The 12,431-nt window shown below is 43.1% G+C and carries 17 protein-coding genes; 14 read left to right on the top strand and 3 right to left on the bottom strand.

The features are described 5' to 3' along the window. Positions 1-65: 65 nt before the first annotated feature. The 5 genes from K1I43_RS01715 (at position 66) to K1I43_RS01695 (ending at position 2,449) form a co-directional block, all read left to right on the top strand. Positions 66-380, top strand: coding sequence for a winged helix-turn-helix transcriptional regulator (locus K1I43_RS01715; RefSeq protein ID WP_019418020.1), 315 nt, complete (start codon positions 66-68; stop codon positions 378-380). Positions 381-431: 51 nt separating this feature from the next. Further along, positions 432-635: a DUF1659 domain-containing protein gene (locus tag K1I43_RS01710; RefSeq protein ID WP_009361117.1), complete on the top strand. Its 204-nt coding sequence runs from the start codon at positions 432-434 to the stop codon at positions 633-635. Between the two features lie 12 nt (positions 636-647). Continuing rightward, complete coding sequence (locus K1I43_RS01705; protein WP_009361116.1) at positions 648-863, top strand: DUF2922 domain-containing protein; 216 nt, start codon at positions 648-650, stop codon at positions 861-863. A gap of 68 nt (positions 864-931) precedes the next feature. Then, on the top strand, positions 932-1,075 hold the full coding sequence (locus K1I43_RS01700; RefSeq protein WP_009361115.1) for a YvrJ family protein: 144 nt from the start codon (positions 932-934) through the stop codon (positions 1,073-1,075). An 81-nt stretch (positions 1,076-1,156) separates the two neighbouring features. Next, positions 1,157-2,449, top strand: a complete 1,293-nt coding sequence (locus K1I43_RS01695) for a globin-coupled sensor protein (RefSeq protein WP_019418019.1) — start codon at positions 1,157-1,159, stop codon at positions 2,447-2,449. Here K1I43_RS01695 and K1I43_RS01690 read toward each other — a convergent pair. Then, positions 2,432-2,605, bottom strand: coding sequence for a hypothetical protein (locus K1I43_RS01690; protein ID WP_193551713.1), 174 nt, complete (start codon positions 2,603-2,605; stop codon positions 2,432-2,434). The genes K1I43_RS01695 and K1I43_RS01690 overlap by 18 nt on opposite strands. 112 nt (positions 2,606-2,717) lie before the next feature. Here K1I43_RS01690 and K1I43_RS01685 point away from each other — a divergent pair, with 112 nt between their 5' ends. Genes K1I43_RS01685 through mnhG form a run of 7 tightly spaced genes read left to right on the top strand, consistent with a single transcriptional unit; the run spans position 2,718 to position 8,404 of the window. Then, positions 2,718-5,102: a Na+/H+ antiporter subunit A gene (locus tag K1I43_RS01685; protein ID WP_026011748.1), complete on the top strand. Its 2,385-nt coding sequence runs from the start codon at positions 2,718-2,720 to the stop codon at positions 5,100-5,102. Then, the gene (locus tag K1I43_RS01680) at positions 5,099-5,521 is read left to right on the top strand and encodes a Na(+)/H(+) antiporter subunit B (protein ID WP_009361111.1); all 423 of its coding nucleotides are present in this window, start codon (positions 5,099-5,101) and stop codon (positions 5,519-5,521) included. Before K1I43_RS01685 ends, K1I43_RS01680 begins: the two co-directional genes overlap by 4 nt. Beyond that, positions 5,521-5,853: a Na(+)/H(+) antiporter subunit C gene (locus K1I43_RS01675; protein ID WP_009361110.1), complete on the top strand. Its 333-nt coding sequence runs from the start codon at positions 5,521-5,523 to the stop codon at positions 5,851-5,853. The genes K1I43_RS01680 and K1I43_RS01675 overlap by 1 nt, the downstream gene beginning before the upstream one ends. After that, positions 5,846-7,318, top strand: a complete 1,473-nt coding sequence (locus K1I43_RS01670; protein WP_019418016.1) for a Na+/H+ antiporter subunit D — start codon at positions 5,846-5,848, stop codon at positions 7,316-7,318. Before K1I43_RS01675 ends, K1I43_RS01670 begins: the two co-directional genes overlap by 8 nt. A gap of 6 nt (positions 7,319-7,324) precedes the next feature. Next, complete coding sequence (locus K1I43_RS01665; protein ID WP_009361108.1) at positions 7,325-7,801, top strand: Na+/H+ antiporter subunit E; 477 nt, start codon at positions 7,325-7,327, stop codon at positions 7,799-7,801. Next, the gene (locus K1I43_RS01660; RefSeq protein ID WP_009361107.1) at positions 7,798-8,073 is read left to right on the top strand and encodes a Na(+)/H(+) antiporter subunit F1; all 276 of its coding nucleotides are present in this window, start codon (positions 7,798-7,800) and stop codon (positions 8,071-8,073) included. Before K1I43_RS01665 ends, K1I43_RS01660 begins: the two co-directional genes overlap by 4 nt. After that, positions 8,063-8,404, top strand: a complete 342-nt coding sequence (gene mnhG, locus K1I43_RS01655; RefSeq protein ID WP_033383505.1) for a monovalent cation/H(+) antiporter subunit G — start codon at positions 8,063-8,065, stop codon at positions 8,402-8,404. The genes K1I43_RS01660 and mnhG overlap by 11 nt, the downstream gene beginning before the upstream one ends. Before the next feature lie 12 nt (positions 8,405-8,416). Here the strand turns inward: mnhG and K1I43_RS01650 are convergent, their stop codons facing one another. Continuing rightward, positions 8,417-9,181 carry an alpha/beta fold hydrolase gene (locus tag K1I43_RS01650; RefSeq protein WP_009361105.1) on the bottom strand — a complete coding sequence of 255 codons (765 nt, stop codon included), beginning with the start codon at positions 9,179-9,181 and terminating at the stop codon, positions 8,417-8,419. A 174-nt stretch (positions 9,182-9,355) separates the two neighbouring features. Here K1I43_RS01650 and K1I43_RS01645 point away from each other — a divergent pair, with 174 nt between their 5' ends. Beyond that, positions 9,356-10,378 (top strand): C40 family peptidase, encoded by a 1,023-nt coding sequence (locus tag K1I43_RS01645; RefSeq protein ID WP_255571755.1) that lies wholly within the window; start codon positions 9,356-9,358, stop codon positions 10,376-10,378. 23 nt (positions 10,379-10,401) lie between these two features. Here the strand turns inward: K1I43_RS01645 and K1I43_RS01640 are convergent, their stop codons facing one another. Next, complete coding sequence (locus K1I43_RS01640) at positions 10,402-11,205, bottom strand: Cof-type HAD-IIB family hydrolase (protein WP_035064091.1); 804 nt, start codon at positions 11,203-11,205, stop codon at positions 10,402-10,404. A 193-nt stretch (positions 11,206-11,398) separates the two neighbouring features. Here K1I43_RS01640 and glcT point away from each other — a divergent pair, with 193 nt between their 5' ends. Next, positions 11,399-12,244: a glucose PTS transporter transcription antiterminator GlcT gene (glcT, locus tag K1I43_RS01635; protein ID WP_019418011.1), complete on the top strand. Its 846-nt coding sequence runs from the start codon at positions 11,399-11,401 to the stop codon at positions 12,242-12,244. Positions 12,245-12,431: the final 187 nt, after the last annotated feature.

The raw sequence follows: 12,431 nt of genomic DNA, 5'->3' as shown, positions 1-12,431 counted from the left end.
TTACGATAAATATATTAATTTAGTTACAATAAGTTTGTCAAATTTCATGCATAGGGTGATCATCCATGGAACATTCACATGTTTGTCCAAAAATTGAAGCCGCGTTTGAATTAATCGGTAAAAGATGGAACGGATTAATTATTCACGTCTTATTTCGCGGTCCGCTTCGCTTTAAAGATTTAGCAGAAAGTATTCCAGAAATTAGTCAAAAAATGTTAACAGAACGATTAAAAGAGTTAGAAGAAGAACAAATCGTCGTCCGCCATGTATATCCGGAAAAGCCTGTGCGCATTGAATACGAATTAACGGAGAAAGGAAAAGATTTACGCATCGTGATGGAAGCGGTGCAAGCATGGGCAGAAAAATGGTGTAGTCCCTAACCTTTTGCCATTGTCGTTGCGATAGTTATAGGTGAAAGGAGGGGAGGAGGCGTGATTCAACGTTCACAACTTCGTTTAACGTTTGAAGTGGGCGTGACAGAAACGGGTAAACCGGTATATAAAAACAAAACGTATACGATTAAACCGAACGCAACGGAAAGCTCGCTCGTCTCTGTTGCCCAAGCGCTCGCATCTTTGCAAAGCGCTCCGCTCGTTCACGTATATCGCAACGATGTGCACGTATTAGGCGAATAGGAGGGATGAGAAATGAAAACGCTTGAATTGCAGTTTATGAATGAAGAAGGAAAGACGGTTCGTTTCACGATTGATGCACCGCGTGAAGATGTGACAGAAGCGCAAATTAGTCAAGTGATGGATGTCATCATTGCTGCAAACGTCTTTCCATCTAGCGGAGGCGATCTCATCGCCAAAAAAGGAGCGCGCCTCATCGATACGACGATGACACAATGGGCGTTTGCTTAACGAGTGAAGGTGTCCTGACACACAGGACACCTTGTCGCATATAAGCGAAAAAAGAAAGGATGAGAAAGATGGAAGCCTATTTGTCGCTTCTTTCCGATGTCGGTTTTCCTATTGCGGTGACGTTTTATTTACTGCATCGGATTGAAGGAAAATTAGATGCGGTCATCGATTCGATTCGTACGCTAGGTGAACAATGGAAAGCACCCAACTAAATGGGTGTTTTCTTTTTTTCTTCCGTTTGTTAACATACATATGTAAACATGTTGTTTATGTGAGTTAAGGGGGGTTTTATTTTGTTTAAACGAAAACGAGATGAGCGTGATTTACAACTTGAGGCGATTTTACAAATGAAAGAAGAACCGCTTCGTTTGAACGATAAAACGGTCGAACGACAGCTGGCGCTCATCGGGATGACGACGAAAGATATTGCGATTTTACAGCACGTCAAACCTTATATCGAAGCACATATTGCTCGCATCGTTGACGCTTTTTATCGTGCGCTTCAAACAGAAAGTCATTTGCTTTCAATCATTCAACAACATAGCACAATTGAGCGCCTAAAACAAACGTTAACGATCCATGTCAAAGAAATGTTTAACGGACAAATTGATGAAGCATTTATTGAAAAAAGGCGCCGCATTGCCCAAGCACACGTCCGCATCGGTTTAGAACCGAAATGGTACATCGCTTCGTTTCAACATTTGCTTGAAGAAATATTAGCGGTCATGTTAGAACAATTACGTCAGCCATCGTATGTCATTGTCGTTATGAAATCGGTTTCTAAAATGTTAAACGTCGAACAACAACTCGTTTTAGAACAATATGAACAGGAAAATGAAGCGCTTCGTTTACAAATGGAGACGCTCAAACAACAAATGAAAGAACAAGTGAAAGTATCAATTCAACAGTTAAGTCACGTCTCTGATGAAGTAAGCGCTTCCGTTTCTTCGTTAAACGCGCAAACTGCTGGCATTTTGCAAGCAGCGCAAGAAGCTTCTCATGTGGCTGTGGCGAGCGCTGAAAAATCAGAAAAAGGAAAACAACAACTGCAAGCGCAAGTAGAAAACATGCGACAAATGAACGAAAAAATGAAACAAATTGAAACGAATATGGACAAGCTCCAACAAGCGATGAAAGAAATTGAACATATCGCTTCCCTTGTGACGTCCATTGCGGATCAAACGAATATGCTTTCGTTGAACGCATCGATTGAAGCGGCGCGCGCAGGGGAGCACGGAAAAGGGTTTGCTGTTGTTGCTGATGAAGTGCGCAAACTCGCGACACAAACGAAACAATCGGTCGCTGACGTGTCGCGCGTATTAAGCGACATTCATGATCATATTGTTGCGATGTCGCAATCGCTTGAACAAGCATCGCTTTCTGTGACCGAGAGTACAAATGGAATGGAAACGATTTATTCGTTTTTTGATGAATTTGCAGCAGCGCTTGAACGTATTTGCCAATATAGCGTCCGCATTGACGGCGAAATGAAAGCGTGTGTACAAGCAGTAAGCGAAATTCACGAGGCGATGGAACACGTGTCCGCATCTGCGGATGAATTAGAAGGGTTAGCGAGTGAATTGTGATCCGTCCTCTTTTCTCTCTACTTTTCGAATATATTGTCTTGGTTGAAACGGCTCATGATGCCTTTCGTTTACGGTTGCGTAAATGGAAGGCTCTATTTTTTTTCCTTCGGTCTCATAGTCGGCGAAAAACATGGCAAACATAAAAAAAGCAACCATCGCTTTTCTCCTTTCATCGTTTTTACTATGTATTTTGAAAAAAAGTGAAACTTTTTATACATATGTTTCGTATAAAAAAGAGGATTGTTATGTTAGAAGGGGGTTGACTGCTTTGCCGACATTACATATCGCGATGTTCGCGCCGTTTTTGTTGGCGCTATTCGTTCCATTTTTGTACAAATTTGTCCGCTCGCTGCACGTCGGGTGGTTCGTCTTGCCGCTTCCGCTTGCGTTATTTGTTTATTTCCTATCTTATATGGAAGACGTGCGCAACGGTGAAGCGATTCGTGCGACAATGCCTTGGATTCCGTCACTACACATTTCATTTGACGTATATGTCGATGGATTAAGTTTATTGTTTGCATTATTGATTACAGGAATCGGTACGCTCGTTGTGCTATATTCCATTTATTATTTGCAAAAAGGAAAAGAACAGCTCGGCCATTTTTACGTATATTTACTTCTATTTATGGGCGCTATGCTCGGTGTCGTTTTATCAGACCATCTCATTGCGCTATACGTCTTTTGGGAATTGACATCTATTTCATCGTTTTTGTTAATCGCTTATTGGTATACGCGTGACCGGTCGCGCTACGGGGCACAAAAATCGATGCTTATTACGATGTTTGGCGGGCTACTTATGCTCGGTGGATTTGTTGCGCTTGCGATCGCAGGTGGAACGTATCACATTCGTGAACTCGTCAATACACCATTAACGGAACATCCGCTGTTTATCCCCGCTCTTTTCCTTATTTTGTTTGGTGCTTTTACGAAATCAGCGCAATTTCCGTTCTATATTTGGTTACCTGATGCGATGGAAGCACCAACGCCTGTTAGTGCGTATTTGCACTCTGCCACGATGGTGAAAGCAGGAATTTATTTAATTGCACGCTTGACACCGATTTTTGCGGTTTCGTCTTTTTGGGTTTGGACCGTGGCGCTCGTTGGGCTTGTGACGTTATGTTGGGCATCGTTTTTAGCGTCAAAACAGACGGATTTAAAAGCGATTTTAGCGTTTTCAACCGTCAGCCAGCTCGGTTTAATTACGTCGCTGCTAGGAGTCGGGGGACTAGCGTTTCATTACGATTGGATGGAAGAAAACATATTTATGGTTGCGGTGCTAGCTGCGATTTTTCATTTATTTAACCATGCGACATTTAAAGGAAGTTTATTTATGGTCGTCGGCATCGTGGATCATGAAACAGGAACGCGCGACATTCGTCGCCTTGGCGGTTTAATGACGGTGATGCCGATGACGTTTACGATCGCGCTGATCGGCTCGCTTTCGATGGCGGGACTGCCACCCTTTAACGGCTTTTTAAGTAAAGAAATGTTTTTTACTGCGATGTTGCGTGCAACAGAAGTGGCAGGTTGGGCCGCTATTTTACCGATCGTTGCATGGATCGCAAGCATATTTACGTTTTTATATAGCGCGCTTTTCGTTAGCCGTACATTTTTTGGCACGTACAAGCCGCATTTGTTGAAAAAAGAAGCGCATGAAGCGCCAATTGGGATGCTCGTTGCACCAATTGTGCTAGCATTGCTCGTCATTTTCATTGGAATCGTGCCAAACGTATTGTCCGACTCGATATTAGCACCAGCCGTATATGCGGTATTATACGGACTGTTTACGCCAAATGAAGCTGTTGATGTTCATATTTCCCATTGGCACGGGTTTACGCCAGAATTGTTTATGACGATTGGCGTCTTATTGTTCGGTTTGTTGTTGTATCGCACGTTTTCAAAATGGAAAAAGGTGTATACTCGCCTTTCGGAACGGATGTCGCTAAACGTTTTGTACGATCAGTCGTTCGTTTGGATGGAAAGAGGAGCTCGTGCGGTGATGTCGCGCATGATGACTGGTTCGATGCGCACGTACTTGATGTACATGTTTGCCTCGCTTGTTGGTTTGCTTTTGTTTACGATCGGTGTAAGCGAGCAATGGAACATCGATTTAAGTCGTCTAGCGCACGTTCGCGTATATGAAGTTGTGCTCGCTGTAGCCATGATTGCGGCGACGATTACGACGGTGATGGCCAAATCGCGCTTAACAGCTATCGTCTCGTTAGGGGCTGTCGGTTATGCGGTGGCGTTATTTTTCGTGCTATTTCGCGCTCCGGATTTAGCGCTCACGCAACTTGTCATTGAAACGATTTCCGTTGCGCTCTTTTTGCTTTGTTTTTATCATTTGCCGAAATTTAGCCAAAAGCAAGAAAGCGTCGGTTTTAACGTAGGAAATGCGCTCATTTCCATTGCAGTTGGCGTCACGATGAGCGTCATTGCCTTTTTTGCGTATGCAGGAAAACATTTTGATTCCATTTCGCAATATTACGTAGACAATACGTATGAAAAAGCGGCTGGAAAAAATATGGTCAACGTCATTTTAGTCGATTTCCGCGGCTTTGATACGTTGTTTGAAATATGTGTGTTAGCGATTGCCGCCTTAGGCATTTATGCGATGGTAAAATTGCGGCTGGCGAAGGAGGAGGAGCGATGAAGCGAAACGATGTCATTTTACGAACGACAACAGCGGTCGTCACGCCGATCATCGTGCTGTTTTCTGTTCAACTGTTTTTTGCAGGTCATTATTATCCGGGCGGCGGTTTTATCGGCGGATTAATGACAGCTGGTGCGCTCGTTTTATTGCTTTTAGCGTTTGATATTGAAACGGTTCGCAACATGGTTCCGATCAATTATAAATGGCTTGTGGCGATCGGATTGTTGTTTGCGGTCGGAACAGGAATAAGCAGCCTATTTCTCGACCGACCGTTTTTAACGCATGCGTATCAATACGTTCATTTGCCGTTGCTTGACCATACGTCGCTTCATACCGCAGTGTTATTTGACTTAGGCGTTTATTTTGTCGTCGTTGGCGTGACGATGATTATTATTGAAACGATAGGGGAGAGCGACTAATGGAACTGCTTATGATTGTCGTCATCGGTTGTTTATTTACCGCTGCGACATATTTAATACTGAGCAAAAGTTTGCTTCGCATCATTATCGGTACAGGCTTGCTTAGCCATGGCGCTCATTTGTTGTTGTTGACAATGGGCGGGTTAAAAGTAGGCGCCCCGCCGCTTTTAGGAGAAAAAGCAACGCGATACGTCGACCCGCTGCCGCAAGCGCTCATTTTAACAGCAATTGTCATCAGTTTTGGGGTAACAGCATTTTTCTTAGTGTTGGCGTATCGTTCATACCAAGAAATTGGAACAGATCATATGGAAGGGATGAAGGGAGATGAGTAACCTTCTACTTTTGCCGATTGTCATTCCGCTTGTGACGGCAATCATTCTTATTTTTTTCCCGAAGCACGTGTTTTGGCAACGCGTCGTTTCAGCGGTAGCGACAAGTAGTTTAGTCGTTGCAAGTAGCGTGTTGCTTTATCGCGTCCATACAGACGGCATTCAAACGTTAAACATCGGAAATTGGCCAGCACCATTTGGCATTACGCTCGTATCTGATTCGTTATCTGCGCTTCTTGTACTTACCGCAAGCATCATCGCCCTTGCTTGTTTAGTGTACTCGTTTTACGCCATTGGCAAAGAGCGAGAAACATTTTATTACTATTCGTTTTTTCAATTTTTGCTCGTCGGTGTGAACGGATCATTTACGACAGGCGATTTGTTTAACTTGTTCGTCTTTTTTGAAGTGATGCTTATGTCTTCATACGTTTTGCTTGTGCTTGGCGGCACGAAAATGCAATTGCGTGAAACGATTAAATATACGCTTGTCAACGTCATTTCGTCCGCATTATTCGTCGTTGCGGTGGCGTATTTATACGCGGTGACAGGGACGTTAAATATGGCGCATTTAGCTGAGCGCATTCATGACCTTGGTCCTTCTCCTATTTTAACGGTTATTGCCGTATTGTTTCTCGTTGTATTTGGATTAAAAGGAGCGATTTTTCCGTTTTACTTTTGGCTTCCGGGTGCATATTATGCGCCGCCGACACCTGTGCTAGCGCTATTTGGAGGCTTGTTGACAAAAGTAGGGGTATATGCGATCTTGCGCACGTTTACGCTTTTATTTACGCATGATGCTGCCTACACGCATACGTTGCTCGCTTGGCTTGCGCTCGGTACGATTGCGATTGGCGCAATCGGAGCGGTGGCGTATGACGACATGCGTTACATCGTCATTTACAACATTATTGCCGCTGTTGGCGTCATGATTTTTGGCGTTTCCATGATGACGTCAGAAAGTGTAGAAGGAACGATTTTTTACTTGTTGCAAGATATGGTGATGAAAACGACGCTCTTTTTGTTCGTTGGCATCGTCTTTTCGATTACCCGTTCGAACGATATTCGTACGTTTTCTGGATTAATGGCGTCATACCCGCTTCTCGGTTGGGGGTTTTTTATCGCCGCGTTATCGCTTGCAGGCATTCCGCCATTTAGCGGATTTATCGGTAAGTTGCTTATTGTAAAAGCAAGCTTCGATGCGCATCTCTTATTTGAAGCGATCGTCATTTTATTGTCGAGTTTGCTTGTGTTATATTCTGTCATGAAAATATTTATGAACGGCTTTTGGGGAGAGAAAAAAGGGTTTGAACAAAAGCGGCTTGATGGACGAATCGTTCCTGTGCTCGTGTTGCTTGTTTTATCCGTTGCATACGGGGTTGGCGTAGAATTTGTTCGCCCGTTTGTTGTCGATGCCGTTCGTGTATTGACAGAACCGGATTTGTACATTCAAGCGGTGTTAAAGGAGTAGAAAGCGATGGCATTTCAAATTTTATTAAACGTTTGTTTAGCGTTCGTATGGATGTTTTTAACGGTTTCATTTGACGGGGCATCGTTTATCGTTGGCTATATAATCGGGTTGCTTATCCTTTTCATCTTGCGTCGCTTTTTTCACTCTCGTTTTTATCTCGTTCCGGTGTTCGTCATTGTGAAATTGTTGTTTATTTTTTTCAAAGAGCTCATTTTATCGAACATCGCTGTTGCGAAAGTCGTTATGAAACGTCCGTTAACGATTCAGCCCGCCATTTTCGCTTTGCCGACGGAATTAAAAAAAGAGTGGGAAATTACCATTTTAGCGATGCTCATTACGCTCACGCCGGGTACGCTCGTTTTAGACGTGTCAGATGATGGAAGTACGTTGTATATTCATGCGTTAAATAGCCCAGATGTGCATGAAGCCATTGAAAGCATTAAACAATCGTTTGAAAAAACGATTATGGAGGTGAGCAAATGATTGCCAATATCGCCCTCGTCATCTTGTCATTCGCTATGATCGGTTTTTTATATCGCGTCGTAAAAGGGCCAAGTGTCGCTGATCGCATCATTGCGCTCGATGCGATGGGCATTACACTTGCGGGGATGGTTGCGATCGTTTCGATGTTGTTAAATACGAGTGCGTTTTTAGATGTCATTTTGCTCATTGGCATTTTAGCGTTCGTTGGGACGGTCGCGTTTGCGAAGTTTTTAGAGAAAGGGGTTGTCATCGAACGTGGGGATGATTGCTAATGTGATTGTGGCAACGCTCATTTTACTTGGCGCGGTGTTGACCCTTTTATCTGCGATCGGCGCGATTCGTTTGCCGGATGTATATACGCGCAGCCATGCGATTAGTAAAAGTACGACGCTCGGCATCATGTGCATTTTACTCGGCGCGTTTTTACATTTTTTAATTGAGAACAACCACTTTAACTCTCGTTTATTGCTCGGCATCATTTTTATTTTTATGACATCTCCTGTGGCGGCGCATCTCATTAGCCGCGCAGCGTATTATGCAAACGTCGAGCGGTGGGAAGGAACAGTTCGCGATGATTTAAAAGAAAAAGCTGGCGGAAAATGACCGTCAGCTTTTTTATGCAAAATATGAGCGAATGATCAGGTGGAGTTCGGCATCATGTTTTGTCGGAATTTGATGTCGTGCCCCGTCAACATAGACGATGCGGACGTCGGGCGCATGTTGTTGAAATAGACGACCATACGCATGAACGTAATAATCGCAAGCGCCGTATATCAGTAAAAGAGGACAACGAAGCTCGTGCAATCGGTCGGTGGAACGGTAATGAAGACCTGTGACGTACATTTCATACAAACGCTTTCGGTCGCTTAACCGAACGTAGTTTGCAATCATTTGTTGTTCTTCTTTCGTTATGCCGTGGGAACGACCGAGCACGTTTGCTAAAAAAGATAGCCCATGCCATTTGACTGCATAAATGCCCATCAAAAATTCACCGTACAATAGCGGGGTACATACTTCCGAAAAACCGCCAATTAATATAAGCGCTTTCACTTGATGTGGATATTGTAAGGCAAAATGTTGTGCAATCGAGCCTCCGTTTGAATAACCACAAACGATCGCTTCTTTGATTTGTAAATGATGAAACAGCTCATGCAAATCGCTCGCTAACATATCCATCGTTATCGGTTTATTTCCTTTTCCACTTTTTCCATTTCCTCTTAAATCGTATGTGACGACTTGAAATGAAGAAGAAAGTTCGCGCTGCTGGCGATGAAACGTCACACTTCCCATGCCGGGTGGATGAACGAATACGATCGGTGTCCCGCTTCCTACCGTTTCATAGTACAAAGGAACGGAATGTTCGACAAATGTATAAGCCATTTCGCATCTTCCTTTCGTTTTCATACGAATAGTATGCGAAAAAAGAGCGATATTTTATGCAGATTTCAATTTAATGGAAGAAAAGTTTAAAAGTATACAGTTAATAGATTGTTAGTTTCATGTTATCATATGAGCAAGGAAGCGCTTCAAAAAAGGAAAAAGGAGTTTGGGACGATGAAAAAAACGATTGTAGCTGGAGCGGTATTATCGACGTTATTTTTAGGGGAAAAAGCGGTAGATGCCGCACAATATACGGTGAAATCAGGCGATTCGTTATGGAAAATTGCCCAAACGTTCCGCACGTCAGTGACTGAATTAAAAACGTTAAATCAACTAACGACCGATACGATTTTTATTGGACAAGTATTACAAGTGCCTGATACACAAACAACTGTGCAACCAACTGCGCCAACAAACACAACAACAAACACAACAACTACAACAACATATACCATTCAAAGTGGCGATACGTTATCTACCATTGTTAAAAAATGGAATACAACGGTGACACGTCTTCTTGAACTGAATCCGACCATTACAGACGTGAATCGTATTTATGTTGGACAAGTATTAAAAGTGCCGGCGCCAAGCACAACAAATACAACGACAAATCAATTGACGTCACCAACGCCAGCGCCAAGCACAACAAATGCAACGACAAATAGCGCAACAAAACGATATATCGTTCAACCGGGTGATACGTTATCTGGAATTGCGAAAACATTCAATACGACAGTCAACCATTTACTTGCGTTAAATCCAAGTATAACGAGCGTCGATTTCATTCGCGTCGGACAAACGATTTACGTGCCGCTTTCATGGGAAGAACGGGCGAATGCGATCATTGAAACAGGGAAAAAATATATCGGTGCAGCCTATTTGTTCGGTGCACCGACGACGCGCACAGATGTATTTGACTGCTCGTCGTTTACGTATCGCGTATATAGCGAAAACGGCATCACATTGCCGCGCACATCGCGCGAACAAGCGATGGTCGGTACGGAAGTGCCACTAGCAAGCGTTCGAAAAGGTGATTTGATCTTTTTTGATACGACAGGAGACGGCGTCATCAACCACGTATCCATTGTCGTCGATAGCGAAACGTTGCTGCATGCGGCGACAAGCACAGGCGTTGCGTTTGCGAACATGAAACCGTATTGGGCGCCGCGAGCAGTAAAAGCCGTTCGTCTTTTTTAATTGAATTGAAAGGAAGATGCCTCTTACGTTTGAGGCATCTTCTCGTTTATGCGAAACACCGTTTCAATCGCTTCATGTACAGAGGAAACGACGTAACGGGCTTCTTTTTTCACTTGTTCATGCGCGTGCGACATGACGAAACTATGCGGGGTGAGGCGAAACATCGGAATATCATTAAACGAGTCGCCAAAGCAAGCGACTTCTTCCGGTTGAATGTGTAAATGGTTCATTAACAGTTGAAGTGCTTCACCTTTACTAATTCGTTTCGGCATAATGTCTAAACAACGCGGTTCAGAAATGAACGTATCGACATACGGTCCCCACGTTTCATTGACGAAGCGCTCAAAACGGTTGACGACATGCTCTTCCCCAATGACTGTGATTTTTGACGGATGGATGTCACGTCCAATCGCGTGAAGCATCTCTCGCTTTTCAACAATATCGAAAAATAACCGCGCTCTCATTTGTTCGATTTGTTCCGTTTTCGTTTCGACAAAGCTCGTTTGTTCGTTACATACGAGCACAATCGCTTCAAGAGTGCGCGCCCGTTCATAAATGGAACGCGCAAGAGCTGAATCGAATGCGCGCTGATGAAGAAGACGATGATCGCTTGTGTACACAAATGCGCCGTTTTGGCTAATGCGATGCGCGTCATGACCGATTTCTTTTAACACTTCTAAAATTTCATTATCCATTCGCCCAGAAGCGACGGCAAATTGGATGCCGCTTGTTATGGCGCGAACGACCGCCTCACGATCTTCTTTTTTGACGCGTCGGTCGTAACCGAGCAACGTACCGTCTAAATCGGTGACGATGAGTTGAATCATGATGGCAACTCCTTTCCATTTCGTGATGAACAAAAGTTTAATCGAACAAACGCATTTGTGCAATTGAAATGCCTCATTGTAAAAAAACGTTCACAGCTGTCTTGGCAAAAATGATCGCATTTCCATTGACGTTGCTTCGTTCGTTTCGTAACATTGAAAGTAATGTAAACGTTTTTAAAGGGGCGAACTAGACGTGGAACAATCGTTTCGCATTGAAAAAATATTAAACAATAACGTGCTCATTGCCTCGCATCCAACATACGATGAAGTCGTGTTAATCGGGAAAGGCATTGGCTTTGGTAAAAAGAAAGGAGACGTCATTGAACAAAAAGCCGTTGAAAAATGGTTTATTTTAAAAAATGAGCGTGAACAAGAACAATATAAAAAGTTGTTGCCGCATGTCGATGAAGAATTTATCGGCTTAATGAACGACATCATTTATCATATCCGAAAACGAACGAACAGTCCGTTAAACGAACATATTCACGTCGCATTAACGGACCATATTTTGTTCGCAATCAAGCGATTAGAACAAGGAATGGATATTAAAAATCCGTTTTTAGTGGAAACGAAAAGTTTATATCCGCTTGAATATGACGTCGCGACCGAAGTCGTGAATATGTTAAATGACCGATTGCACATCCAACTCCCTGAAGGAGAAATTGGTTTTATCGCGTTACACATTCATAGTGCGTTAACAAATCATCAACTGTCGGAAGTGAATCAACATTCGCAATTGATTTCTCGGCTCGTTTCTGTCGTGGAAGAACAGCTCGACATTCGCATTGATCGCGAAAGCATTCATTATTTACGGTTTGTTCGTCATTTGCGCTATGCGATTGAGCGAGTGAAAAAAGGAGAAAAAATTGAAGAGCCAAAAAAATTATCAAACATATTGAAAGAGACGTACCCACTATGTTATAATCTGTCGTGGAAGCTCATAAAAATTATGCAGCAAACGTTGCAGCTTCCGGTAGATGAAGCAGAAGCAGTATATTTAACGTTGCACTTGCAACGGTTAACTGGAAAAAGTGAATAAATGGGCACTTATCTTTACGTGTTACTGATTCGATCAGGCATGAGTAAAGAAGGCAAAAAAAGTGGTGTAACGAAACGTTCGTTACATAATACCCTTTTTCTGTCGTTCTTTGCTCATGCCTTTTTGTTTTCTCATATTTGCAAATGCTTACATTCGTTAGACGTCTAACGTTTCACTTCATCTACTT

The organism is Anoxybacillus sp. ST70 (genome assembly GCF_019553625.1).
In the GTDB taxonomy this organism is placed as follows: domain Bacteria; phylum Bacillota; class Bacilli; order Bacillales; family Anoxybacillaceae; genus Anoxybacillus; species Anoxybacillus gonensis.
The sequence above is the reverse complement of the archived record's forward strand: the minus strand, read 5'-3'. Positions and strand labels throughout refer to the sequence as shown.